The 24,755-nt window shown below is 58.8% G+C and carries 18 protein-coding genes; 10 read left to right on the top strand and 8 right to left on the bottom strand.

Annotation, left to right across the window (positions count from 1 at the left end; all coding sequences use genetic code 11):
• Positions 1 to 198 precede the first annotated feature (198 nt).
• The gene (locus tag KW824_RS11100; protein ID WP_218409795.1) at positions 199 to 1,965 is read left to right on the top strand and encodes a DUF262 domain-containing protein; all 1,767 of its coding nucleotides are present in this window, start codon (positions 199 to 201) and stop codon (positions 1,963 to 1,965) included.
• Between the two features lie 337 nt (positions 1,966 to 2,302).
• Positions 2,303 to 2,671 (top strand): hypothetical protein, encoded by a 369-nt coding sequence (locus tag KW824_RS11095; protein ID WP_218409794.1) that lies wholly within the window; start codon positions 2,303 to 2,305, stop codon positions 2,669 to 2,671.
• Between the two features lie 143 nt (positions 2,672 to 2,814).
• On the opposite strand, the gene KW824_RS11090 is transcribed toward KW824_RS11095, so the two are convergent.
• From KW824_RS11090 to KW824_RS11075, 4 genes are all read right to left on the bottom strand, one after another.
• On the bottom strand, positions 2,815 to 3,855 hold the full coding sequence (locus tag KW824_RS11090) for an IS481-like element ISAs19 family transposase (protein ID WP_042017433.1): 1,041 nt from the start codon (positions 3,853 to 3,855) through the stop codon (positions 2,815 to 2,817).
• 165 nt (positions 3,856 to 4,020) lie between these two features.
• Positions 4,021 to 6,381, bottom strand: coding sequence for a YgiQ family radical SAM protein (locus KW824_RS11085; RefSeq protein ID WP_218409793.1), 2,361 nt, complete (start codon positions 6,379 to 6,381; stop codon positions 4,021 to 4,023).
• A gap of 146 nt (positions 6,382 to 6,527) precedes the next feature.
• The gene (locus tag KW824_RS11080; protein ID WP_218409792.1) at positions 6,528 to 9,674 is read right to left on the bottom strand and encodes an efflux RND transporter permease subunit; all 3,147 of its coding nucleotides are present in this window, start codon (positions 9,672 to 9,674) and stop codon (positions 6,528 to 6,530) included.
• Positions 9,674 to 10,726, bottom strand: coding sequence for an efflux RND transporter periplasmic adaptor subunit (locus KW824_RS11075; protein WP_171276608.1), 1,053 nt, complete (start codon positions 10,724 to 10,726; stop codon positions 9,674 to 9,676). Before KW824_RS11075 ends, KW824_RS11080 begins: the two co-directional genes overlap by 1 nt.
• 210 nt (positions 10,727 to 10,936) lie before the next feature.
• Here KW824_RS11075 and KW824_RS11070 point away from each other — a divergent pair, with 210 nt between their 5' ends.
• Both KW824_RS11070 and KW824_RS11065 read left to right on the top strand, forming a co-directional pair.
• Positions 10,937 to 12,493, top strand: a complete 1,557-nt coding sequence (locus KW824_RS11070) for a sensor domain-containing diguanylate cyclase (RefSeq protein ID WP_218409791.1) — start codon at positions 10,937 to 10,939, stop codon at positions 12,491 to 12,493.
• Between the two features lie 33 nt (positions 12,494 to 12,526).
• Entirely contained in the window at positions 12,527 to 13,390 is an 864-nt protein-coding gene (locus tag KW824_RS11065) for a patatin-like phospholipase family protein (protein ID WP_218409790.1), read from the top strand.
• A 69-nt stretch (positions 13,391 to 13,459) separates the two neighbouring features.
• On the opposite strand, the gene KW824_RS11060 is transcribed toward KW824_RS11065, so the two are convergent.
• Together KW824_RS11060 and KW824_RS11055 are read right to left on the bottom strand one after the other, a co-directional pair.
• A complete protein-coding gene (locus tag KW824_RS11060; RefSeq protein WP_218409789.1) occupies positions 13,460 to 14,821 on the bottom strand; it encodes a sodium-dependent transporter in 1,362 nt (453 codons plus the stop codon).
• Between the two features lie 195 nt (positions 14,822 to 15,016).
• Positions 15,017 to 15,283, bottom strand: a complete 267-nt coding sequence (locus tag KW824_RS11055) for a DNA-binding transcriptional regulator (protein WP_005298604.1) — start codon at positions 15,281 to 15,283, stop codon at positions 15,017 to 15,019.
• Positions 15,284 to 15,541: 258 nt separating this feature from the next.
• Here KW824_RS11055 and KW824_RS11050 point away from each other — a divergent pair, with 258 nt between their 5' ends.
• The 4 genes from KW824_RS11050 to KW824_RS11035 all read left to right on the top strand — a co-directional run bounded on the left by KW824_RS11050 (position 15,542) and on the right by KW824_RS11035 (position 20,188).
• Positions 15,542 to 16,135 carry a hypothetical protein gene (locus KW824_RS11050; RefSeq protein ID WP_218409788.1) on the top strand — a complete coding sequence of 198 codons (594 nt, stop codon included), beginning with the start codon at positions 15,542 to 15,544 and terminating at the stop codon, positions 16,133 to 16,135.
• Positions 16,136 to 16,443: 308 nt separating this feature from the next.
• Positions 16,444 to 17,463, top strand: a complete 1,020-nt coding sequence (gene ompA, locus KW824_RS11045; protein ID WP_041206213.1) for a porin OmpA — start codon at positions 16,444 to 16,446, stop codon at positions 17,461 to 17,463.
• Between the two features lie 417 nt (positions 17,464 to 17,880).
• Positions 17,881 to 18,882 carry a porin OmpA gene (ompA, locus tag KW824_RS11040; protein WP_042648641.1) on the top strand — a complete coding sequence of 334 codons (1,002 nt, stop codon included), beginning with the start codon at positions 17,881 to 17,883 and terminating at the stop codon, positions 18,880 to 18,882.
• 229 nt (positions 18,883 to 19,111) lie between these two features.
• On the top strand, positions 19,112 to 20,188 hold the full coding sequence (locus KW824_RS11035) for an OmpA family protein (protein WP_043131150.1): 1,077 nt from the start codon (positions 19,112 to 19,114) through the stop codon (positions 20,186 to 20,188).
• A 74-nt stretch (positions 20,189 to 20,262) separates the two neighbouring features.
• Here the strand turns inward: KW824_RS11035 and KW824_RS11030 are convergent, their stop codons facing one another.
• Positions 20,263 to 21,957, bottom strand: a complete 1,695-nt coding sequence (locus tag KW824_RS11030; RefSeq protein WP_182786007.1) for an NAD-dependent malic enzyme — start codon at positions 21,955 to 21,957, stop codon at positions 20,263 to 20,265.
• A 55-nt stretch (positions 21,958 to 22,012) separates the two neighbouring features.
• Positions 22,013 to 22,870 (bottom strand): AraC family transcriptional regulator, encoded by an 858-nt coding sequence (locus tag KW824_RS11025; protein ID WP_042648638.1) that lies wholly within the window; start codon positions 22,868 to 22,870, stop codon positions 22,013 to 22,015.
• A gap of 120 nt (positions 22,871 to 22,990) precedes the next feature.
• Here KW824_RS11025 and KW824_RS11020 point away from each other — a divergent pair, with 120 nt between their 5' ends.
• Both KW824_RS11020 and KW824_RS11015 read left to right on the top strand, forming a co-directional pair.
• Positions 22,991 to 24,370: an MATE family efflux transporter gene (locus tag KW824_RS11020; RefSeq protein ID WP_218409787.1), complete on the top strand. Its 1,380-nt coding sequence runs from the start codon at positions 22,991 to 22,993 to the stop codon at positions 24,368 to 24,370.
• A 128-nt stretch (positions 24,371 to 24,498) separates the two neighbouring features.
• Entirely contained in the window at positions 24,499 to 24,747 is a 249-nt protein-coding gene (locus KW824_RS11015; RefSeq protein WP_218409786.1) for a DUF2498 family protein, read from the top strand.
• Positions 24,748 to 24,755 lie beyond the last annotated feature (8 nt).

Below are 24,755 nucleotides of genomic sequence, written 5' to 3'. Positions count from 1 at the left end.
GGATTTGGTGACGTTATGGCACACACAGGAAGGTATGGTGTCCCACATTTCATTTATTATTGATATCAGATTCAGAATTGCGTTAGAAAATATTGCTATTTATTAAATATTCAACAACCAATAAAAATCAAATTATATATAAAATTCTATTTTCAGCATGATCTCATAGTCTAAAATACACGTAAATAAGGATAATTTATGGCTGAGTTAGCATCGCAACCTACACCAATCCAATCGATCTATAACTGGTTCATTGAAGGAAAACTATACGTTAACAGACGTTATCAGAGAAAGTTGGTTTGGACTTTAGAGGAAAAACAAAAACTTATTGACTCATTATTAAGAAAGTATCCAATCCCAGCAATTTTAATTGCAGAAAGAGAATCAGAACCAGGTACATATGAAATTATTGATGGCTTACAAAGACTGCATGCCATCATGTCATTTATAGAAACGAGATACACTACAACAGATGGCTCTTTATTTAATTTACAGTTTTTCCCGACTGCTAACACTCGAGCTGATGAAGGAGGCTTTACCCCCAACGAAGTTGAGAAAAAATTATCCCAAAGAGATGTTGGCACTATTTTAGACTACACCTTAGCATTATCCATTATGCGAAATTCAAGCGAAGGTGAAATCAATGATGTTTTTGATAGAATTAACTCATATGGACATCGCCTGAGTGATCAAGAGAGACGGCAAGCGGGTGTAGAAAATAACTTCTCCAACATGATAAGAAATATTGCTTGTTCAATCCGAGGGGATATTTCAAAAGATAATATTCTATTAGCAGATATGCCCGCCATCAGTATAGACTTGCCATCTATGAAACATGGTTATGAGATTCAAGCAGAGGAAACGTTCTGGGTCAAACATGGAATATTACGTTCGACTGATTTAAGAGATAGTATGGATGAACAATGTATCGCTGACATAGCTGCTTGCATTATTGGTGGTTCTTTAATCGAACGTTCGAAAGACGCTTTAGATTGCATTTACGAAAGTAGTCATGAGGAATCAATAAGAATTAACACAGCTTTAGATGTATACAATCCAAATAGGTTCACTGAAGAGTTTAAATATTGCCTAGATGAAATATTGAAAACTTGCAATCATGGTGCGTTTGTAAAATTACGTGACCAAATATTCGAAGAAACTAACACAAACGGATTCCCTGCCGTTTTCACTATTTTATTTATTGCATTTTTTGAGTTGATAGTCAGAGACAATAAAAAGATCAGCAATTATGCAGAATTAAAACGAAACCTTAACAATATCGTAAGCAGAATAACTGTTGGTAGAAGAGCAAGTTCATCTACAGGAAGACGAACAAATATCAATGCTGTTAAAGGGGTTATTGGTGATTGCTTTATTGTAAGTGATGAACCACTTCCGATTTACAACAATCATTCAACTATTGATATTGAAGGCGTAATTAGACGCTCCGAAATTGAACTAGCCTCTTACGAGTTAAAACAAGGTATTTTACAATTAAACAGTGAAAGAGAAGAGAATCCACAAGTCACAGAAAAAATAATAAATACTATTTGTGCTATGGCTAACAATGGCAAAGGAAGTACTGGGAAAATAATTATTGGGGTAACAGATAAAGAATCACATGCGACTTTAATTTCTCAATTAGATCAAATTGAACCATTAAAGGTAGGTTCAAGATATGTTGTCGGAGTTAAACGAGAGGCAACTAAGCTGGGTCTCAGCCTAGAGGATTATTTTGCTAAATGGGCTACTGCTATCAGAAATTCAGAGCTCAGTGAGCCACTAAAAGGACAAGTACTTTCCACTATAGACTTTAATGATTTTTATGGACTTGGATTATTAATAATCACTGTTCCACCACAGCAAAATGTCTCATCCGTTGGTGATAATGTTTACTGGAGGGATGCGGACAATACAAGACTTGCTAGTGGTATCCAAGTGGCAAGAATCGCACAGCGATTCTGATTTAATATAGAGAGGAGTGTGAGCATTCCTCTTTCCAAACTATTTCTCAACGCTATCAATACCATCAATAACTGACTGATTGATGAGGATGGATATCTTAACAAAAGGCTAAATAGCGCATGAGTAAAGAGGTAACAGCCCTTATTGCCCAGTTTATAATAGTGTAAAAAGTAATATTTATGTCAGAATCAACATAATGTGAAAATATTTCCACAACTAAAATAACTCATTTCTAACTTTTATAATGGTCATCTAGATATCCCTCAAAACAACATTAATAGCTAGCGTAACCAAAACAATAGAATAATTTCCACTTAAAATTAAATAGGAGTTAAGTATGGATAGTACACCCAATCAATTTAACCAAAAATCTGATGATCAAGAAAAAACTTCACACCATCGCCGTAGAAAAACTCGGATAGTGAACGATACAAACAGCAACATTAATGATTTAATTAAATGCAATATATCCATAACAACCGGCGATATTCTAGCTATCACAAAAGAAATAGAGTCTTTCGCGACAATGCCGCTCACAAATTTCGCTTCTTCGAATAATCCCGCTATCCTTTCAGAGATCAAGCTAGAGAACATTCAGTTCCTTTTCGGTTCTCTTCAAAAACTAACTGAATTGTTACAGCATGAGGTTACGCAAATGATTAAGTTTGAACACCATTGCCAAGATATGAGCAATACGATAGATTAATATTATTTCTCTTTCATAGAAAACATTATGCTCAAATGAGCACTTTAATGATTTTCATAAAAAGATAGCAAATATCTTATCAAGAAATAAAAGGTGTACAGATCTAGTTATCACCTGACACCGGCCTCAAACCGGTGTCTTGTTTACGCTACTTTAGTGCGCACTTCCTTCGGTATCAATTTCAGACCCTTCTTGAACATGCTGTAGGGAGTCTGCCCTTCCATCATCCTGCCTTGATGTGGCCGCTGGGTGTTGTAGTGATCCAGATAGCTGTCTAGGTCTGTCTGCATCTGCTCTACCGACTCATACCAGGTTGTCCTCCCCTTGATACGGAAGTGTTCATCCAGCAGGGTGCGATGTAGCCGCTCGATAAAGCCGTTGCTCTGCGGCCTGCGTACCTTGGTGGTCCGGTGCTCAATCCCCTCCAGTTGCAGGAACAGCTCGTAGGGATGATGGTCAGGGCGCCCACAGAACTCGCGCCCGTTGTCCGACAGGATGGTATAGACCCGCGCCTCATGGGCTTCGAAGAACGGCAATACCGTTTCATTGAGCACATGAACCGAGGTCACCGGCAGCTTGCTGGTGTAGAGCCGTCCCCAGGCGTGGCGGCTGTAGCAGTCCAGTACGGTTTGCAGATACACCTTGCCCACCCCCTTGAGTGCGCCGACGAAGAAGGTGTCGACCGCCACCAGTTCCCCGGTGTAGTGAACCTCAATTTGGCGTTCGCGAAACTCGGGGCTGAAGCGCTCGAGCAGGCGGATCTGCTCGTCATTGAGCTCAATCGTCTGTTCCCTGTGGGTTTTCTCGAGGCGCAACAAGCGGTCATGCTTGGAGAGCAAGTCGTGACGTTGCCACACGCCACGCACACCGCCCGCACTGACGTTGATGCCTTGCAGAGCCAGTTCTTGCGCGACCCGCAGCGGGCCATGGGTTGGTCTGGTGAGAGAGTAATCGAGGATGGCCTGTTCAATCTCGGGAGCGACCCGGTTGGGATGCGCCCCTTTACAGCCGGGTAGTTTGTCGAGCAAGCCCTCGGCGCCATAGGTCTGATAGTTACGGCGAATTTCGTAGAACTGCTGACGGCTGTAGCCGATAAGCTTGCAGGCTTTGCTGACGTTATTGAGCTCTTTGGCGAGCTCTAGCAGGCTGAGTTTACGACGTGCTACTTTCTCGTTGGTGGTCATACGGTGACTCCGGATAACACGGTAGGGGTACCGTTTTGTTATCCGGTTTGAAGCCGTATGACCACTCCCTTTTGTGGGCAACTGTCAGGTGAATACCATCTCCATACATAAAAGGCGACCATCTGGTCGCCTTTTTTATTTCTATCGCTGTTCAATCAGGAAAACTCACCGAGCCGGTCGCTTGGCACCATTTCCTTTGGCCGCAGGCTTGCCGCCTTGAGTGGCGGGTTTGGCTCCCGGCTTGGCAGAACCCGCGCGGGTCGGGGCCTTGCCCTTGTGAGCGGGTTTACCGGCCGGTTTACCTTGACCTGTGCCTTGCGCGGCAGGTTTGCCGTTGCCAGCCCCTTTGCTGAGCTGGGAGCCTACTGGCTTGCCATTGCCCGCCTTGCCACCAGCAGCCTTGCTGTCCGCCCCATTGCTGCGCTGATGGGTGATGGCGCTGTGGCGGGTCAGGGCAGGCTTGAGGCCCTTGCTGCGGCTGCGCTCGGCCTTGACCTCGCCACGGCCTTCCGGCGGCACCAGGCAGTCGGGGCCGTTGCCGATCAGGTGGCCCTTGCCCATCTCCAGCAGGGCTTCGCGGATCATCGGCCAGCCGGCCGGATCGTGGTAGCGCAGCAGCGCCTTGTGCAGGCGACGGCGACGCTCCCCCTTCACCACGAACACGTCCCCGCCCTGGCGGCTCACCTTGTTGAGGGGGTTTTTCTCGGTGTAATACATGGTGGTGGCGTTCGCGAGCGGCGACGGGTAGAAGTTCTGCACCTGATCGAGCTTGAAGCGGTTGGTCTTGACCCAGAGCGCCATGTTCACCATGTCTTCATCCGTGGTGCCCGGGTGGGCGGAGATGAAGTAGGGGATCAGGTACTGCTGCTTGCCCGCCTCTTTGGAGTACTTGTCAAACAGCTCCTTGAAGCTGTAGTAGCTGCCCATGCCCGGCTTCATCATCTTGGAGAGCGGGCCCTCCTCGGTGTGCTCGGGCGCGATCTTCAGGTAGCCGCCGACATGGTACTTGGCCAGCTCCTTGATGTAGCGCGGATCTTCCACTGCGATGTCGTAGCGCACCCCGGAGGCGATCAGGATTTTCTTGATCCCCTTCACATCCCGCGCCTTGCGGTAGAGGTTGATGGTCGGGGTATGGTCGGTGTCCATGTGCGGGCAGATGGTCGGCCAGACGCAGGAGGCACGGCGACAGGTCTGCTCGGCCTTGGGGCTCTTGCAGCGTAAGCGGTACATGTTGGCGGTGGGACCGCCGAGATCCGAGATGACGCCGGTAAAGCCCGGCACCTTGTCGCGGATCTCTTCGATTTCCTTGATGATCGACTCTTCCGAGCGGCTCTGGATGATGCGCCCCTCGTGCTCTGTGATGGAGCAGAAGGAGCAGCCACCGAAGCAGCCGCGCATGATATTGACCGAGGTCTTGATCATCTCGTAGGCCGGGATCTTCTCGTTGCCATAGGCCGGGTGCGGCACCCGCTGGTAGGGCAGGCCGAACACGCCGTCCATCTCGTCGGTTTCCAGCGGGAAGGCGGGCGGGTTGACCCAGATGATGCGATCGCCGTGAGCCTGGGAAAGCGCGCGGGCGCAGCCGGGGTTGGTCTCGTGGTGCAGGATGCGGGACGCATGGGCGTAGAGCACCTTGTCCTCCTTCACCCGTTCGAACGCCGGCAGCTTGACGTAGGTCTTCTCCCAGGGTTTCTGCTTGGGCGGTTGCACCAGCACGGGCTTGGCCTCCTGCTCCACCGGCGCCGTGCCCTCATCATCCGAGCAGGGCGCCCCTTCCATATAGGGGTTCATGATGGGATCGATGCGGCCAATCTGGTCGAGCTTGCTCGAATCCACCCCGCGCCAGCCCGGCAGCGGCTCACGGCGGATCACCGCGGTGCCGCGAATGTCCTGCATGGTGTCGATGGTCTCGCCACCTGCGATGCGGTGCGCCACCTCGATCAGCGGCCGCTCGGCGTTGCCGTAGATGAGGATGTCAGCCTTGGCGTCCAGCAGGATGGAGCGGCGGATGGTCTCGGACCAGTAGTCGTAGTGGGCGATACGGCGCAGCGATGCCTCGATGCCGCCGATCACCACAGGCACCTCTTTATAGGCCTCTTTGCAGCGCTGGGTATAGACCAGGGTCGCGCGATCCGGCCGCTTGCCGCCTATGTCTCCCGGTGTGTAGGCGTCGTCGTGGCGCAGCTTCTTGTCGGAGGTGTAGCGGTTGATCATGGAGTCCATGTTGCCCGCGGTCACCCCATAGAAGAGGTTCGGCTTGCCCAGGCGCATGAAGTCATCCTTCGATGACCAGTCCGGCTGGGCGATGATGCCGACCCGAAAGCCCTGGGATTCCAGCATCCGGCCGATGACCGCCATGCCGAAGCTCGGGTGATCCACGTAGGCGTCACCGGTCACCAGGACGATGTCGCAGCTGTCCCAGCCGAGCTTGTCCATCTCCGCTCTGGACATGGGCAGGAAGGGCGCAGTGCCGTAGCACTCGGCCCAGTAGCGGGGATAGGAGAAAAGGTGGGTAACCGGCTGCATTTTGAACACCTGGAACAATTCGGGTCGCGCATTATACCGGCAGAGCAGAGCGGGGGCGATGGCTTTTTGCCCCCACTATTCGCAGGGTAAGCACGGGGAAAAGGCGAGCCAGCCTGCGTAGGTGGCTCGCTTTTACGGGAGAAGGATCAGGCGGCCGGTTTGTCCCTCGTATTAGACGCGGCTTCCGGCGCCGGGGGGGCGCTGACGACATCAACCGCCAGCGCCTCGTCCACCAGCAGATCCCGCGCCCCCGTCATCCCCGCCCGTCTGGCCAGCAGGTGATAGATGGCGGGCACGATCAGCAGGGTGACCAGGGTCGCGAGCGACAACCCGAAGAAGACCACGGTGCCCACGGCCATCCGGCTCTCATACCCCGCCCCCATGGAGACCATCAGCGGCACCGCGCCTATGATGGCGGTCAGCGAGGTCATCAGGATGGGCCGCAGCCGACGCACCGAGCCTGCGATGATGGCCTCCTCGAAGGATTCCCCCCGCTGGCGCAGCTGGTTGATGAACTCCACGATGAGGATGCCGTTCTTGGTCACCATGCCGATCAGCATGATCATCCCTATCTGGCTGTAGATGCTGAGCTCCTGTCCCGTCAGCCAGAGGCCAAGCAGGCCGCCGAAGATGCCGAGCGGCACCGTCACCATCACCACGGCCGGGGTCAGCAGGCTCTCGAACTGGGCCACCAGCACCAGATAGACCACCAGCAGGGCGAGGCCGAACACCATCACCATCTCCCCCTGGTTGTCGCGATAATCCTTGGACTCACCGGCGTAATCCACCGTCATGCCGGTGGGCAGGTGATCCGCGGCCCAGCCATCGAGGAAGTCGAGCGCCTCACCCAGGGTATGACCGGGGGCCACGTCCGCGGTCAGGGCAATGGCCTTCTGACGCTGGTAGTGGTTGAGCCGCTGCGGGCTCGCCACCTGAGTGACGGTCGCCAGGGTGGAGAGGCTCACCATCTCGCCGCTGGCGGCCCTGAGATAGATGCGGCTCACATCCGAGATGCCGTTGAACTGGGCCTGGTTGGCTCTCAGGTAGACGTCATACTCCTCGCCCCTGTCCACATAGGTGGTTTGGCTGACGCCGCCGAGCAGAGCCTGAAGCGAGCTCGCCACGGTGGAGACCGGAATGCCGAGTTGGCTGGCCCGCTCCCGCTCTATGGTCACCTGCAGCTCAGGGGTCTTCTCGGCGTAGTCGAGATCCGGGGTCAGCATCAGCCCGCTCTGGCCGGCGGCCTGTTGCAGTGCCAATCCCTGCTGATAGAGCTCCCCATAGTCGGAGCCCTGCAGCACGAACTGCACGGCGGCGGTGGAGCCGCCCCTGAATCCGGGCTGGAAGGTGCGGATCATCACATCTGGAATGCCGGCCAGCCGCCCGCTCAAGCTGCGGCCAAAGTCGGTGGCGGTCTCGTCCCGCACCGCCCAGTCGGTGAGCTGGATAATGACCATCCCGGTCTGATCGCCGCCACGCCCGAAGGCCGGGGTGCTGAAACTCATGGCCTGCACCACCCCCTTGCCGAGCAGCGGCATGATGGCGGCCTCCACCTGCTGCATGTTGCGCTTCATCCGCTCGATACTGGTGCCCTCGGCCCCTTTCACGAACACATAGATGACACCACGGTCTTCGGTCGGGGTCAGGCTCGCGGGCAGCTTGCCAAACAGGGCGCCGATGCCGCCGAGGCAAAGCAGCAGCACCAGCGGCATCCAGACGGAGCGGCGCAGCACGGCGCCCAGCAGGCGGCGGTACTGTGTCTCCACCCGGCCAAGGCCCCGATCCAGTAGCGCGGTCAGGGCATTGGGCTTGTCCACGGCGCGCATCAGCCAGGAGCCCATGGCCGGGGTCAGGGTGAGCGCCACCAGGGAGGAGAAGAGCACCGCCAGGGAGAGCAAAATGGCAAATTCGGTGAAAAGCCGTCCGACCATGCCATCCATGAAGGCGATGGGCACGAACACCATCACCAGCACTGCCGTGGTAGCCACCACGGCAAAGCCCACCTCACGGGTACCGTGCCAGGCCGCCATCAGGGGGGATTCGCCCCGCTGCAGGTGGTGGTGGATGTTCTCCACCACCACGATGGCGTCGTCCACCACCAGACCGATGGCGAGGATGAGCGCCAGCAGGGTGATGAGGTTGATGGAGAACCCCAGATACCAGGCGCCGATGAAGGCGGAGATAAGCGACACCGGTACCGTGATGGCCGGGATCAGCGTGGTGCGCCCCTGGCCGAGGAAGAGGTAGAGCACGGCAACCACCAGCACGGCGCAGATGGCGAGCGTCTCGTACACCTCGTCGATGGCCTGCTTGATGAAGACGGTGGAGTCGTAGTCCACCTCGAGCTGGGCCCCTTCCGGCAGGAAGCGCTGCATCTCGGTCATCTTGCGCTCTATGCCCTGGGCCACCGCCAGCGGGTTGGCGGTGGATTGCGCGACTATGCCTATCCCCAGGCTCTCGCGGCCATTGCGCTGATAGGCGCTGTCTTCGTTCTTGGCCCCCACCTCCACGTCGGCGATGTCCGCCAGGTAGATGCTTTGGCCATTGTCGGCGGTCTTCACCGGCAGGGCACGAAAATCCTCGGCGCTGTGGTAGAGACGGGCGATCTGCACCGCCATGGTCATGCTGTTGTTGCGGATCTCCCCCCCGGGCAGCTCGATGTTCTCCCGCTCGAGGGCATCCTGCACGTCGGCGACCGTGATGGCGCGGGCCGCCATGTCTGCGGGGCGCAGCCTCACATACATCACCTGGGTCAGATCGCCGGAGAGGGACACCTCGCTCACCCCGTCCACCAGGCTTAAGGAGTCGACCAGCATGCGGTTGGCATAGTCGGTCATGGCGGTGCGGTCCATCTGGGTGCTGCTGAAGTTGAGCCAGATCGCCACGTCGCCGTTGCCATTGTCCTTGGTGACCATGGGCTCGTCCGCCTCGTCCGGGAGCCTCGGCCGGGCGCGGGAGATGGCGTCGCGCACGTCCGAGGTGCCCTCCAGCATGTTCCAGCCGAGCTTGAACTCCACCGTGATGGAGGAGCGCCCCTTGCGGGTCACCGAGTTGATGTTCTTGATGCCGCTGATGCCGGAGAGCTGATCCTCGATGGGCTTGGTGACCTGGCTCTCCATCACCTCGGGGGCTGCTCCCTCATAAGTGGTGGTGATGGAGACGGACGGCGTCTGCACGTCCGGCATCTCCCGCACCGTCAGCTTGGCGAAGGCCACCAGGCCGAACACGGTGAGCAGGGCACTGATGACGACCGCCACCAGGGGGCGGCGCACTGACATATCGGAGAGCCACATCAGCCTTTCACCTCGGTCAGATCACGAACCAGGGCACCGTCACGCAGGTTGACCAGCCCCTCCACCGCGATGCGATCGCCAACGTTCAACCCCTTGATGACCCAGACGGCCTCGCCGTGGGTATCGCCCAGTTCCACCGGGATGCGCTTCACCCGGCCGTCCGCCTCGAGACGGTAGACGAAGCGAAGCTCCCCCGCATACTCCACCGACTGGGCGGGGATCAGGGTCATCTTCTGGGCAGGCAGAGAGAGATCTACATTCATCAGCATGCCGGGCCGTAGCTGGCCGCTGGGATTGGGGATGATGACCCGCGCCTTGATGTTCTGGGTTTCGTTGGAGATGCGACTGTCGAGCGTCTCCAGCACGCCAGAGAAGGCTTGATCCGGCCAGGCCGAGCTGGTGGCCGTCACCGTCATGCCGGGTTTGAGAAGGGAGAGGTAGCGCTCGGGTACCGCCAGATCGAGCCGCAATCTGGCCAGCTCGTCCAGGTGGAGCAGCACGTCACCGCTGTTGACCAGGGCCCCTTCGCTGAGATCGATCAGGCTGACGGTGCCGTCGAAAGGGGCCGCCAGGGTGCGCAGCGACAGCTCATAGCGCGCCGCATCGACCCGGGCCTGGGCTTGGGCCACGGTCGCCTCCTGCCCTTCCAGCTCGGAGGTGGTGATGGCACCGCGCGCCACCAGCCGGCGCATGTCCCGCAGCTTGCGGCTCTCGTCGCGCACGCTGGCGCTCTGCTCGGCGAGTTCCGCCTGCTGCTTGCCCGCATCCAGGGCGATCAGGGTCTGTCCCTGCTTGACCTGCTGACCGGAGCGCACCGCAATCCTGACGATGCGGCCGGTCACCTCGGGGCTGACCACCACGGAGCGATTGGCCGCCAGCTTGCTGACCAGCTTGATGGAGGGCTCTGCCAGGCTCTGCCTGACCGTTTCCGCCCGGATGTTGACCTGCCTTGGTGCAGGTTTGCTGGCCGGTTCGGCCTGCCGAAGCGTCCAGGCGCCGGCCCCCAGCAGCAGGAGAAGGGGGACAAGCCACAGCCATATGCGCATTTTCATCAGACAATCCATGCAAGGTAAGAGAGAAGGAGAAGAGGAAACTTCATCAATGATGGCACCATGTTACCCCCTGACTATGCCGTGACTATGTATAAATGTGACAAAACGTAACAGCCCGGCGGGAAGATCATCAAAATCACATCCAGCTGAGACTGTGGATATTTTCTGCCTTACACTGATGTGCCGATCCCGTCATTTCCCGGTACGCCCATGCCCACACTGCCCCCTGCCTTTGCCAAATATCGCTTGCAGTGGCTGCTGCTGGGTTTCAGCCTGCTGTTGCTGCTGCTCGCCCTGCAACACGCCTTTCGCCAGATCACCGAGCTGAACCGGCGCGACGTCATCAACACTGCGGCCCAGCTGAGCAACCAGCATCAGCGGATGGAGGCCTTCCTCGAGGCCATGCGCGGCCAGGCCGAGGAGCGCCTGCGCAGCAACCCCCAGTCAGTGCTCTCGCGCCAGCTCTATCAGGCACTTCAAGTCGATGGGGAGCACGGCATCAACCTGGATCGCATCCCCGTCGATCTGCCGCCCGCCCTCATCGGCAACCTGACCGGGCTGAACCCGCTGCCCCATGGCGGCAGCCAGCGGGAGGCGAGAATGCATCTCGCCCTCAGCCTCTCTCCCCTGCTCGCCACCGCCAGCAAGCTGCTCGACAAGGACGTGGCCTGGATCTACTTCACCGGTACGGACGACTTCATCTATCTCTACCCCTGGGTGCCCTCCAGCCAGTTCCGTTTTGACCCCGCCATCTACCACAAGTCTTACTGGCAGGAGGTGCTGGGCCGGCATCCGCCCTCCGAACACGCCACGTTGTCACGCCCATATCAGGATTTTGCCGGCCGGGGACAGATGATCACCCTGTCCCAGCCCATCACCCAGAGTGACCAGATCATCGGCCTGCTCAGCATCGACATTCAGACCAATACCCTGGAGCAGACCCTGCGCCGTCTCGCCCCCCAGATTGGCACCCTGTTTCTGGTCAATCAGCACCGGCAGATCCTGGCCAGCAGTCAGTCCGGCACGGCACCACCTCTGGCCCGGGAAGCCTCGCGGGAAGGGTATCACTGGCAGCAGAGTGCGTTGCAGCTGGTCTACCCCATTCCGGCTACGCCGCTCACCCTGATCCACCGCATCTCGCTGCTGCCCCTGCTGCAGATGCTGCTGTGGCAATCGGCAACGGCGCTCCTCACCTTGCTCTGCCTGGTGGTGGCGACGCTCTCGAGCCTGCGATCTCGCCGCCTCAACCGTCGGTTGAATTACCTGTCCAGCCACGATGCACTGACCGGCGCCTTCAACCGCCACCATTTCAACGCCGTCGAACGCCGCTACGCCCAGGCTGGCAGCCATCACATCGGGGTCATCATGTTCGATTGCGATCACTTCAAGCAGGTCAACGACCGCTTCGGGCACGGGATCGGCGATCAGGTGCTGATCCGCCTGGTTCAGCTCTGCCAGCCCTTGCTGACCCGGGAGTGCACCCTGATCCGCTGGGGTGGCGAGGAGTTTCTGCTGCTGGTCGCAGACAAGGGGCTGCCCCTGGCCCCGCTGGCCGAACAGCTGCGGCTGCGCATTGCGGAACACGACTGGACCGAGATAGCCCCCGAGCTGAGAGTGACCATCAGTCTCGGCCATTGCCGTCAACGCCCGGAGATCAAGCTGCACGAGGCTATTCGCCGTGCCGATCTCGCCCTCTATCAGGCCAAGGCCAATGGTCGCAATCGCAGTGAAGGCTGGCAGGATGACGCACGGGGGAAGCAGGAGTAAGCTGAACCCCCTACTCACAGCAGGAGACGCACTGTGGCACGAAAACCCCGCCTGGGCCTGGCCCTTGGCAGCGGCGCCGCCCGAGGATGGGCGCACATCGGCATCATACGGGCGCTGGAGCGCCTTGGTGTCAAACCGGATCTGGTGGCCGGTTGCTCCATCGGCAGTTTCGTCGGTGCCGCCTATGCCGCCGGCGAGCTGGACAAACTGGAGTCCTGGGTACGCGGTTTCAGCCGCCTGCAGGTGATGGGGCTGCTCGATCCCGCCCTCTCCGGCGGTCTGTTCCGCGGCGACAAGGTGTTTGGCATCGCCGCCAACCATCTGGGGGATCCCGCCATCGAGAGCCTGCCGCTGCCCTTTGCCTGCGTCGCCACCGAACTCGATACCGGCCGCGAAATCTGGCTGCAAGAGGGGCCGCTGCGACAGTGCGTGCGCGCCTCCTGCGGCATGCCCGGCATTTTGACCCCGACCCGGATCGACGATCGCTGGCTGGTGGATGGCGCCGTGGTCAACCCGGTCCCCATCTCCCTGGCCCGCGCCATGGGGGCCGAGGTGGTGATCGCCGTCAACCTCAACACCGACCTTCATCAGCCCTGGACCGACGAGCCGGACGCGCCCTCACCGGGAGGCCTCTTCAGTCAGTGGCTGGGCCGGGGAGAACCCAGCACGCCCGGCATGTGGGGGGTGATGACCGGCTCCATCAACATCATGCAGGAGCGCATCACTCGCGCCCGCATGGCCGGGGATCCCCCCGAGATCCAGCTCTGTCCGCGCCTTGGCAGCCTCTCCATCATGGACTTCCACCGCGCGAGCGACGCCATCAACGAGGGGGAGGCTTGCGTCGAGCGCAACCTGGACCAGCTCAAGGAGGAACTCTCCCGACTCGGTCTGATATGAGGGCGCCACCGGGACACGCCAATGAAAAAGAGCGCCATCAGGCGCTCTTTTGCTGTCCGGGCCGCAGGCTCAGAACAGCCCCAGCCCCTTGAGCATCACGATCAGAATGAGCGGCGGCGACACGTAACGGATGATGAAGAACAGCGGCTTGAGGATGGGCAGCTCCAGCTCGCCGCCATTGGTCAGCGCCGTCTTCATCCGCTCGAAGCCCCAGACCCAGCCCACGAACAGACAGAGGAAGATACCGCCCAGGGGCATCAGCACGTTGGAGGAGACGAAGTCGAACAGATCGAAGAAGGTCTTGCCAGCTATCTGCACGTCCGCCAGTGTGCTGTTGGAGAGCGCACAGGTCGACCCGACCGCCCCCAGCACCAGCAGGTTGATCAGCGTCGCCCTCCTTCGGCTCATGTGAAAACGCTCGGAGAGCACGGAGACCGGCACCTCCAGAATGGAGAGCATGGCCCCCGTTGCCGCGATGGCGGAGAGCACGAAGAACAGCACCATGAACAGATGACCGAACGGGATGCTGGCAAACACTGCCGGAATGGTGATGAACAGCAGGGAGGGACCGGCGGTCGGCTCGAAACCGAAGGCAAACACCGCCGGGAAGATGGCGATCCCCGCCAGCATGGAGACGAACAGATCGGCGCACATCACCCTGACCGTGGTGAGCGGAATGTGCTGATCGTCCCGAAAGTAGCTGCCATAGGTCATCATGCAGCCCATGCCGATGGAGAGCTTGAAGAAGGCCAGCCCCATGGCGGTCAGCACCACGCCGGCGGTGACCTTGGAAAAATCAGGGGAGAACAGGAAATGCAGCCCCTCGCTCGCCCCGGGCAGGGTCAGACTGCGAATGCCGATCACCAGCAGCAGGATGAACAGCACAGGCATCAGCCGCTTGGTGACGGCCTCTATCCCCTTCGACACCCCCATCAGCAATATGCCCCCCATCAGCACCAGCACCAGCCACTGCCAGAGCAGGCTCTGCAAGGGATCCGTGATGAGCGAATTGAAGGCCGCGCCGGTGACGGCGGGATCGGTCGAGAGGATCTCGCCACTGGCCGCCTTGAAGATGTAGGCGAATACCCAGGCCGCCACTTCGGAGTAAAACGACATGATGAGGAAGGCCGCCGTCACCCCCATGGCCGCGATCAGCCACCAGGGCTGCCCCTTGGGCGCCAGCTTGATGAGCCCGCTCACCGCATCGGATTTCGCCTGACGCCCCAGCATGATCTCCGAGATCATCACCGGCAGTCCCACCAGCAGGGTGGCGATGACATAGACCAGCAGAAAGCCGGCGCCGCCATTCTCCCCGGTCAGATAGGGAAACTTCCAGATGTTGCCAAGGCCGACCGCCGAGCCCAGGGTCGCGGCAAGCACGCCGAAGGTGCTGGTAAAGCCATCTCTGGCTTTGGGAAGGGTATTGCTCATGCTTGTCTCGCTCTGTGGATCAGGGACCTGAATTTAAAGGGTCGGAATTTTCCGGGGATTAATCCAGCTTGCCAAGATGATTTGGTTGAAATCGCCACATGAAGCACACAACACATTACTTATTTAAATAACTGTCTGTTTTGACAAATAAAAAATGCCGCCTCGCGGGCGGCATTTTTATCAAGGCTCAGGCAATCAAGCCTTGGCAATATCGTCCGGACCGATCTGGCCGATTTCGGCGACTTTCTTGTCGGCCAGCAGCCAGAGGGTGAACTTGTGCAGTTCCGGGTGATGAGCCAGGGCGACCAGGAAGGCGCCTCCAACTTCACGGTAACCCAGTTCATAGTTCTTCAGGGTAGTCGGGGGGACGCCCAGCAGATCGGCAAACTTGGGACGGCTCAGGCCAACCGCTTCGCGGATCTGACGGATCTTCTTGCCAACAGTTACGATATTTGAATTCATGTGTTCCATACTCCGTTCGGCGGATTCACTCCACCTTTATTTTTCGCGACGACTCGTAGTCAAGTGTATCAGTTTTGAACGGACTCGTTATGGTCGAGCCTCTATCTTTAATAAGCGTCTTTCGACGACAACCCTAACAAACCTCGGGGATGGTAATCGCAGAGTCGCCTCAGGTAAACAGTCTCGAAGAGAAACCTTTATTGTTGCCACGGCCATAACTCGTATAATTCGCCAGTTATCCCTTAAAGAGTATTCAGCATGGCATTCCCCGGCATCATCTCCCGACTTCACCCGGATTCAGACCCGGATTCCCTCCCCCGCCAGCTCCTTCAGGGTCAGCAAACCCGGGCCGAGGCATTCTTGCTACCCGCCGTCATGCAGAGCGAGGCCGCTCCCGTGCTGGCTTCCCTCTCGGACAAGTGCAGCCTCTATCTCGAGCACCCCACCACGCTGTCCCTGCGCAGCCACGATGGGGTCTTTCTGGAAGATGGCTCCCTGCTGCTTGGCAATGGTAACCGCATGACACTGTCGACGGAGAAGGGGGATGGTGGACTGGTGCCCGAACAGGGCCTGCGCGAGATGGCCCAGTGGCTGGATGCCGGTCATCAACATTTCATCTGTTCAGCCGCGATTCAGCCGGTCGCCAGGGCCATCCTCAATATCTGGCCCCTGGACCCCTATCTCGCCCGCCATTATTTACTCAGCTTCACACCCTTGCTGTGCGAAGCAACTGAGGCCGACTATCTCGCGGTTTTCGCGACCAGGGCCGCCATCGCCACCCCGCAGCACGCTTGGGCTGAGGCCTATATGAAGCTTGAGAGAAAGCTGCATCGCGCCTACTTGGATCACTAATAAATCCAGATAAACAGCCAGTTATCCATACGACACAATCTGCCCCACAGATTATCTGTGAGCTTGATCATGTTTTGAAATGAGCATAAAGTGCGCCACGTCATCGGAATGACATCGGCTGTTCGTGGCGAAGTATGCGCTCTCGATAGCGCAACTCGCACACTTGTGCACCCAGATAACGTGCCTCCTGGATGGATCTAGGATCCCTGCTCGGCGCAACCCTTGTTGCCCGGCAGAGCCAGCAGCTTACATAAATTACAAAGTGCGAAGCACGTGAACAACGTGCCATCTCAACGAGGATTAATTTTATGATGAAAATGGCTCCTTCCCTGATCGCCATCGCCATGGCTGCCATGGGTGCAACTGCTGCACACGCCGCTGATGATATCTACTTCGGTGCCGGTGTCGGTGCGACTCACTTCAACGGTCTGAACAAGATCGAAGGCGTGAACACTGGTGAAGAAGACGCGGCTGCTGCCAATGCCTTCGTCGGTTACAACTTCAACGAATACTTCGGTTCCGAGCTGGGCTACCAGTACACCGGCCGTGGCAACACCGATGGCAACCGTTACGAGAGCCAGGGTGCCACCCTGTCCGGTATCGCTCGTCTGCCGCTGGGCAACGATTTCTCCCTGTTCGGTGAAGCTGGCGCCTACTGGGGCCACACCGACGGTATGGGCACCAGCGATACCAAGGTATCCCCGCTGGCCGGTGCCGGTGTGACCTACAAGGTGAACGACGCGCTGGATCTGCAAGCTCGTTACCGCTACATGTGGGACGTGGCTGACCTGCACGCCGACAACGTACGCTACAAGTCCAACCAGAGCGTTGCGACCCTGGAAGCCGTTTACCACCCGTTCCGTACTTCCTACGTAGCACCGGCTCCGGCTCCTGTTGTTGAAGAAGCTCCGGCTCCTGCTCCGCAGATCGTTGAAAAGAACTTCGCCCTGAACTCCGACGTGCTGTTTGCCTTTGGCAAAGACAGCCTGAAGGCCGAAGGCGTGGAAGCCCTGAACGCTCTGTACCAGCAGATCGTCGAGTTCCAGCCGAAAGACGGTAACGCCGTTGTCGTTGGTTACACCGACCGCATCGGTTCCGACGCTTACAACCAGAAGCTGTCCGAAGCCCGTGCCCGCACCGTTGCCAACTTCCTGGTCAGCAAGGGTATGGCTGCCAGCAAGGTTGCCATCGAAGGTCGTGGCGAAGCCAACCCGGTTACCGGCACCAAGTGCAACGGCGTAACCGCCAAGGCTCAGCTGATCTCCTGCCTGGCCCCGGACCGTCGCGTAGAAGTTCGCGTATCCGGCGTACAGGAAGTTCAGCAGTAATCTGACTCCGTTCAGATAACGCGAAAAGGGGATGCCACGGCATCCCCTTTTGCATGTCTGTCACCGCAAACGTCACCTCCTGTCTCACCCCCTTGTCTCCCCCTCCCTCTCTGGTCAGTCCGCATCCTCGTCGCACCAACCCCATCGCTGCATATCTGTGCAGAAACTTGATCAAGCCGATTCAAAAGAATACAGTAGCAACGCTTGTAAGACATTGGATGAACTATTAAAAGTGCTTATTGCCCGGTTAGTTGTCCATGGAGAAACAGCTTCATGAGAATCCAGGTTACCATCCATTTTTTATTCAAGCCGTCCGTGACCAGGTCACGGAATCGCATCATGAAATGTCATCTGCGATCGGTATAACAAAGAGTGCGCAGTACGCCCGTAGCACGGCAACTCAACGAGGATAAAATGATGAAAATGAAAATGGCTCCAACCCTGATTGCTCTGGCTATTGCAGCCATGGGAACGTCTACCGCCCAGGCGGCCGATGACTGGTACACAGGTATGGGTGCAGGTTGGGCTTATGGCCATGACCTGGACTCCTTCGGTCTGGATGCCGACAAGGACGCCACCGCGATCTCCCTGTTCGGCGGCTACAACTTCACCGAAAACTTTGCCGCCGAGCTGGGCTATCTCTATGCCGGCAAGGGTGGCGTCGACGGCGTCGACTTCAAGACCCAAGGGGGGACCCTGTCCGGTATCGCCCGCCTGCCCATGAACGACATCTTCTCCGTGTTCGCAGAAGGCGGTGCCTACTTCAACCACGTCAACGGCAACGGTGACAGCGACAACGGCACCTCGCCGCTGGCCGGTCTGGGCCTGAGCGCCAAGCTCACCGATCTGCTCGACCTGCAGGCTCGCTATCGCTACATCTGGGATCTGGGTGACGATCAGAAGACTTGGAAGACCGACATGAGCGTCACCACCCTGGAACTGGTGATGCACCCGAACCGCAAAGCCTATGTGGCACCTGTAGCCGCACCGGCTCCCGAGCCGGCCCCCGAGCCCGTCATGGTCGACAAGAGCTTCTCCCTGAGCTCTGACGTGTTGTTTGCCTTCGGCAAGTCCACCCTGAAGCCGGAAGGTACTGCCGCCCTCAACACCCTGTATCAGCAGATCGTCGACGTTCAGCCAAAAGATGGCAGCGCCGTGGTGGTGGGTTACACCGACCGTATCGGTTCTGACGCCTACAACCAGAAGCTGTCCGAAGCCCGTGCTCGCACCGTGGCCGACTTCCTGGTTGGCAAGGGTCTGCCGGCAGGCAAGGTCGCCATCGAGGGCCGTGGTGAAGCCAATCCGGTCACCGGCACCCAGTGTGACGGTGTCAAGGGCAAGAACCAGCTGATCGCCTGCCTGGCACCGGATCGCCGCGTCGAAGTGCGCGTCACCGGCGTACAGGAAGTGCAGCAGTAAGCGGTCAACCCGCAGCCAAACAAGGGGCCACTCGGCCCCTTTTTTTATTCGTTGCACCGCCCTCCACCCCCTCTCACGGGGACCAAATAGTTGTCATCCTCCTCACAGATTTTCCATACAGGGTCGCCACTTAAGTGGTTAAACGTCTCATATGGCCTATACATAATGTTGGTTATACATAACAAAGGGCTGGGAGCCCTATAACACCCAACATCGACGAGGAAACGCGATGAACATAAGACTGAAACCGGTATGGATTGCATTGGCATTGGCGACGGGAGCGGCACAGGCGGCACCTGTCCATGACTGGTATATAGGGGCCGGGGCGGGCTGGGCATGGGCCCATGATCTCGATGACTTCAGCAAGGATGTCAGCAACGACGACACCGCGTACAACGCCTTCGCCGGCTACAACTTCACCGAAAACCTGGGGGCAGAACTGGGCTATCTGTCGGGCGGTGACTGGGACGTCAATGGTCACGAGTTCAGCAATCAAGGGGCAACCCTGTCGATCCTGGGTCGCCTGCCATTGAACGACATCTTCTCGGTGTTTGCCGAGGGGGGCGGTTACCTCTACAGCGTCAAGTCCATCAACGGCAGCGAGGACAACCTGGCGCCGCTGGCCGGGCTCGGCATGACCGCCAGGCTGCACGACTGGATCGACATCCAGGCCCGTTATCGCTACATGGTGCGGGTGGGGGATGACTCGGACAACGACAAGGTGGGCAGCGGCACCCAACGTTGGGTCAGCGACATCAGCACCGCCACCATAGAGCTGGTACTGCACCCCAACCGCACCGTAGCCGCCTTGCCGGTGGCGGCCCCCATGGTGGTGGCCCCGCCGCCGGCCCCCGAGCCGGTGGATCAGACCTTCAACCTGAGCTCGGACGTGCTGTTTGCCTTTGGCAAGGCGGAGCTCAAGCCGGAAGGCATGGCCGCGCTGGACGACCTCTACCAGCAGATCGTCGACGTCAAGCCCAAGGACGGCAACGCCATGGTGATGGGCTATACCGACCGCATCGGCTCGGACGCCAACAACCAGGCGCTGTCCGAAGCCCGTGCACGCACCGTGGCCGACTTCCTTATCGGCAAGGGGCTGCCCGCCGACAAGGTGAGCATCCAGGGCAATGGCGAGAGCAACCCGGTGACCGGCACCCAGTGTGATGCCGTCAAGGCCCGGGCTGCCCTCATCGACTGCCTGGCCCCGGATCGCCGGGTCGAGATCCGGGTGACCGGCGTGCAGGAAGCCGCACCAGCGGCCACCGAGCCCACTGCCGAACCCGCTGCCGAACAACCGGCACAATAATTCCCCATCCGTCTCTGCCGTGCACAAAAAAAGGGATGCTTACGCATCCCTTCTGCTTTTTGCAGCGCCTTCGATCAGAACGAAGTGCGACGATACCGGCGGTATTCCGGGCGCCAGAAGTTCGCTTCGATGGCCTGGTCTATCACCTCGTCCGGGGTCTGCACCGCCTTGCCCTGCAGCATGGCGGTCTTGGCCACCATTTTGGCAATGTAGCGGGACACCCGATGGATATCCGCCAGATCCGGCAGCAAAGAGCCCTCCTCTCCTTTCACCAGGGGAGAGCACTCCGCCAGCGCCCGGCTGGCGGACATCAGCATGGCGTCGGTCACCCGGGTGGCGCCGGAGGCGATGACGCCAAGGCCTATCCCCGGGAAGATGAAGGAGTTGTTGCACTGGGCGATGACGTAGCGCTTGCCCTTGTACTCCACCGGGGCGAACGGGCTGCCGGTGGCCACCAGCACCTGGCCGTCGGTCCAGCGAATGAGGTCGGCCGGCGTGGCCTCCACCCGGGAGGTGGGGTTGGAGAGCGGGAAGATGATGGGGCGGGAGCAATGCTTGTGCATGGTCTTGACCACCTCTTCGGTGAACAGGCCCGGCTGGCCGGAGACCCCGATCAGGATGTCGGGACGACCGTGCTCCATCACCTCCAGCAGGGAGATGTTGTCCCCCACCGGCCACTCCTTGATCCGCTCGAGCGGCTGGGACAGCTTGCGCTGGAAGTCGAGCTGGTTGGGGATCTTGTCGGTGATGAGGCCGAAACGGTCCACCATGAACACCCGGCCACGGGCCTCCGCATCATTCAGCCCTTCGGCCTTCATCTGCGCCACTATCTGCTCGGCGATGCCGCAACCGGCGCTGCCCGCACCGAGGAAGGCGACCCGTTTCTCGGAGAGCTTGGCCCCCGAGGCCTTGCAGGCGGCGATCAGGCTGCCCAGGGTCACGGCGGCCGTGCCCTGGATGTCATCGTTGAAGCAGCACAGCTCATCCTTGTAGCGGTTGAGCAGCGGGGTGGCATTGCCCTGGGCAAAGTCTTCGAACTGCAGCAGGATCTCGGGCCAGCGGCGCTTGACCGCCTGAATGAAGGCATCGACGAACTCGTCGTACTCCTCACCCGAGATGCGCGGATGACGCCAGCCCATATAGAAGGGGTCATTGAGCAGTTGCTGGTTGTTGGTGCCCACGTCCAGCACCACCGGCAGGCAGTAGGCGGGGGAGATGCCGCCGCAGGCGGTGTAGAGCGACAGCTTGCCGATGGGGATGCCCATGCCGCCGATGCCCTGGTCACCGAGGCCCAGGATCCGCTCGCCGTCGGTGACCACGATCACCTTGACGTTCTGCTTGGTGGCGTTCTGCAGCATGTCATCGATCCTGTCCTTGTCCGGATAGGAGATGAAGAGGCCGCGGGCACGGCGGTAGATGTTGGAGAACTCCTCACACGCCTTGCCCACGGTCGGGGTGTAGATGACCGGCAGCATCTCGGTCAGATGGTTGGTCAGCAGGCGATAGAAAAGGGTCTCGTTGGTGTCCTGGATGTTGCGCAGATAGATGTGCTTGTCCATGTCGTTGCCAAACGCCATGAACTGGCGATAGGCGCGTTCGGCCTGCTCTTCGATGGTCTCGATGTTCTGGGGCAGCAGGCCTTCCAGATTGAAGCTGCTGCGCTCCTCGCTGGTGAAGGCGCTGCCCTTGTTGAGCAGCGGGGTCTCCAGCAGGGCAGGACCGGCGTAGGGAATATAGAGGGGGCGTTTCTGATTATTATCTTCAAACATGGATCTGTACCTTGACTGTGTGGCCCGTCGATCCTATGGGCTTGGACCAACAATTTCAAAGGGTTTGCACATCCGTGGCAACAGGTTTGCGACCCAGGCGACGAAAGGCGCCGGGGGTCTGACCAGTGAGGCGGCGAAAGCGGTTCGCAAAGTTCGCGCCGTCGCTGTAACCGACCCGGCTGGCCAGCTCACCGAGGGGCCAATTGGTATAGAGCAGCAACTGACGCGCCTTGTTCATTCTGAGCTCGGTCACCTTCGCCATGGGTCCCATGCCAAACAGCTGCTGGCAGAGTCGATGCAGATGGGGCACAGAGCAGGCCATCTGGCTGGCGAGCAGGACCACGCTCCAGGGCTCATCGAGGCGCGCCTCCACCCGGCGAAACAGCGCCTGCAAGCGCAGCTCCGGAGTACCGCGCACCTCCCCTTGCAGGGTCCTGTCCAGCAAGGCCAGCAGCAGGCTCAGCAACTGGGGCTGCAAGGGGGATCTCACCCCCTCCCCCTGCATCAGGCTGAGCAGATGATAGAGCTGATCCCCCTCCTCCCCCTGCCAGATGCGATGGCCAAGCCGGTGCAGGTGCTGCCAACGCGGCACGTCGTCCAGCAAAATCCAGCTGATCTGCCAGTGCTCGCCGGTGAGCCGCAAGCCACCGGGCACGGCCGCCGGCAGGAAGATGAGTGAGCCCGCGGGGATGGGCTGCTCCCCCTGATCCGTCAGCAGGGCCCCTCCCTCGTCGTGGCTCACCATCAGGATGTGGAACTCGGGCCGATTGCGGCGAATGAGGTAGTGATCCCGCAAGCGGGAGAGGCCGGTCAGGAAGATGCCCGCCTCCCCCAACAGCGGCAAGCCTTCGCGCCCCAGCATCCGCTCCTCGCAGCCGGGAGCTATCTCAAGACATTCGCTGACAAATGCCATAACACCTCAACAGGATAGTTTTGAACAAGAAAGCGGAGAGGTACTCACAGTGAAGCCACCCGCGCCAGACCCTATCATACCCATGACAAACCTTGATTTTCACATACCCGGTTAACATAAATGAGTTATTGGCAAGCGATTTTAAAACAAACCACCGACCGTGAGTTCATGACCCGACTGTGGCGACTGGCCCTGCCGGTGTCGCTGCAGTCCATGATGTTCTCCCTGCTCGGTCTCATCGACATCATGATGGTGAGCCAGCTTGGCACCACGGCGGTGGCGGCGGTCGGCTTGGGTAACCGGGTCTTCTTCTTCAACTTGCTGGTGATAGCGGGGCTCTCGGGCGGAGTCTCGGTGTTGGCAGCACAGTATTACGGTCGCGGCGAGCTGGCCGGGGTACGCCGATCCCTGGCGCTGGCGCTGGTGGGCGCCCTGCTGGTGAGCCTGCCGTTTGCCCTGGTCTATGTGCTCTCGCCGGGCAGCGTGCTCGGCTTTGCCAGCCAGGATCCCGCGCTACGCGCCCTCGCAGACGAGTTTTTGATGATCACCGGCGCTACTATCCTCTGCACCGCCATCGTCGTGCCACTGGAGGCGGCGCTGCGCTCGGTCGGTAATGCCGCCGCTCCCACCCGGATCGGCATCATCGCCATCATCGCCAACGTCATCCTCAACTACGCCCTCATCTTCGGTCACTTCGGCTTCGAGGCGATGGGCGTAGCCGGTTCGGCCTGGGGCACCACTCTCTCACGCTTGCTGCAGACCACGCTGCTGCTGATCTATGTGTGGCGCCAGGAGCCCCGCCTGGTGCCGCGCAAACAGGACTGGTGGGACGCCTTTCGGCGCAAGGAGGTGGTGCGCTTTACCCTGATCGCCCTGCCGCTGCTGCTGCACGACGGACTCTGGGCTTTCGGGATGCTGCTCTACGGCTTCCTCTACGCTCACCTCGGCACAGATTCCCTGGCCATCATGACCACGCTGGGGACGCTCGAGAGCATCCTTATCTCCCTCTTCTTCGGGCTGGCGGTGGCCTGCTCCACCCTGCTCGGACATCGGCTCGGGGCCGAGGAGTATGAGGAGGCCTGGCAACACTCCCAGCTGTTCCTGCTGCTCGCCCCCATTGGCGCCCTGCTGGTGGGGATAGCCGTCTGGCTGCTGCAGACCAACCTGCTGCAGTGGGTCGGCAACCTGCCGGGCGAGCTGATGGGGGAAGCGGGTCAGGTGCTTGCCATCATGTGCCTCGGCATGTTGCTCAAGGTGTTCAACATGGTGGGCATCGTCGGGGTGCTGCGCTCGGGGGGGGATGTGAACTACAGCATCTTCATCGACATCGTCGGCATGTGGTGCATCGGCCTGCCGCTCGCCTGGGTGGCGGTCAGCCTGCTGGGCTGGCCCCTCTCCTGGGTCGTGGCCGTGGTACTGCTGGAGGAGCTCTCCAAGGTACTGCTGGTGCAACGCAGGATCCGCCAGCGTCACTGGCTCAAGAATCTGGTGATGGGGTGACGTTGCTGGCAGGGCAAAAAGCGGGGTCATATCAATGACAGAAAATCCCGGTTTGCAGTATGCTGGCCGCCTCTTCAATCAGCGGCGGGTACACCACGCCCTGCCAGTAGTCGTTTAAGGAGACGCACATGCAACCAGAAAAAGAGCTGATCACCGAGACTGCCCTGCTGGAGATGGCCAACGGCATCATCAAGGACCACGAAGACTTCATCCACGGCATGCGCGCCGATTCGGTGGAGCAGAAGGGGGAGATCCTGGTGTTCAAGGGGGAATTCTTCCTGGCCGAGGACGGCACCCCGACCGGCAAGACCATGGCGGTGTTCAACATGTTCAAGCTGCTGGCCCAGCAGTTGTCAGGGAAGTACCGGCTGATCTGAGGTCGCAA

The sequence above is a fragment of the Aeromonas sp. sif0611 genome (assembly GCF_019218845.1).
Lineage (GTDB): Bacteria > Pseudomonadota > Gammaproteobacteria > Enterobacterales > Aeromonadaceae > Aeromonas > Aeromonas media.
Note: the sequence above shows the minus strand (reverse complement) of the source record. Positions and strands in the feature narration are given on the sequence as shown.

Bases quoted from the DNA above. Each gene is read 5' to 3' on its own strand.
- KW824_RS11100 (WP_218409795.1), top strand. From the start codon at position 199: ATGGCTGAGTTAGCATCGCAACCTACACCAATCCAATCGATCTATAAC.
- KW824_RS11095 (WP_218409794.1), top strand. From the start codon at position 2,303: ATGGATAGTACACCCAATCAATTTAACCAAAAATCTGATGATCAAGAA.
- KW824_RS11090 (WP_042017433.1), bottom strand. From the start codon at position 3,855: ATGACCACCAACGAGAAAGTAGCACGTCGTAAACTCAGCCTGCTAGAG.
- KW824_RS11085 (WP_218409793.1), bottom strand. From the start codon at position 6,381: ATGCAGCCGGTTACCCACCTTTTCTCCTATCCCCGCTACTGGGCCGAG.
- KW824_RS11080 (WP_218409792.1), bottom strand. From the start codon at position 9,674: ATGTGGCTCTCCGATATGTCAGTGCGCCGCCCCCTGGTGGCGGTCGTC.
- KW824_RS11075 (WP_171276608.1), bottom strand. From the start codon at position 10,726: ATGAAAATGCGCATATGGCTGTGGCTTGTCCCCCTTCTCCTGCTGCTG.
- KW824_RS11070 (WP_218409791.1), top strand. From the start codon at position 10,937: ATGCCCACACTGCCCCCTGCCTTTGCCAAATATCGCTTGCAGTGGCTG.
- KW824_RS11060 (WP_218409789.1), bottom strand. From the start codon at position 14,821: ATGAGCAATACCCTTCCCAAAGCCAGAGATGGCTTTACCAGCACCTTC.
- KW824_RS11055 (WP_005298604.1), bottom strand. From the start codon at position 15,283: ATGAATTCAAATATCGTAACTGTTGGCAAGAAGATCCGTCAGATCCGC.
- KW824_RS11050 (WP_218409788.1), top strand. From the start codon at position 15,542: ATGGCATTCCCCGGCATCATCTCCCGACTTCACCCGGATTCAGACCCG.
- ompA (WP_041206213.1), top strand. From the start codon at position 16,444: ATGATGAAAATGGCTCCTTCCCTGATCGCCATCGCCATGGCTGCCATG.
- ompA (WP_042648641.1), top strand. From the start codon at position 17,881: ATGAAAATGAAAATGGCTCCAACCCTGATTGCTCTGGCTATTGCAGCC.
- KW824_RS11035 (WP_043131150.1), top strand. From the start codon at position 19,112: ATGAACATAAGACTGAAACCGGTATGGATTGCATTGGCATTGGCGACG.
- KW824_RS11030 (WP_182786007.1), bottom strand. From the start codon at position 21,957: ATGTTTGAAGATAATAATCAGAAACGCCCCCTCTATATTCCCTACGCC.
- KW824_RS11025 (WP_042648638.1), bottom strand. From the start codon at position 22,870: ATGGCATTTGTCAGCGAATGTCTTGAGATAGCTCCCGGCTGCGAGGAG.
- KW824_RS11020 (WP_218409787.1), top strand. From the start codon at position 22,991: ATGAGTTATTGGCAAGCGATTTTAAAACAAACCACCGACCGTGAGTTC.
- KW824_RS11015 (WP_218409786.1), top strand. From the start codon at position 24,499: ATGCAACCAGAAAAAGAGCTGATCACCGAGACTGCCCTGCTGGAGATG.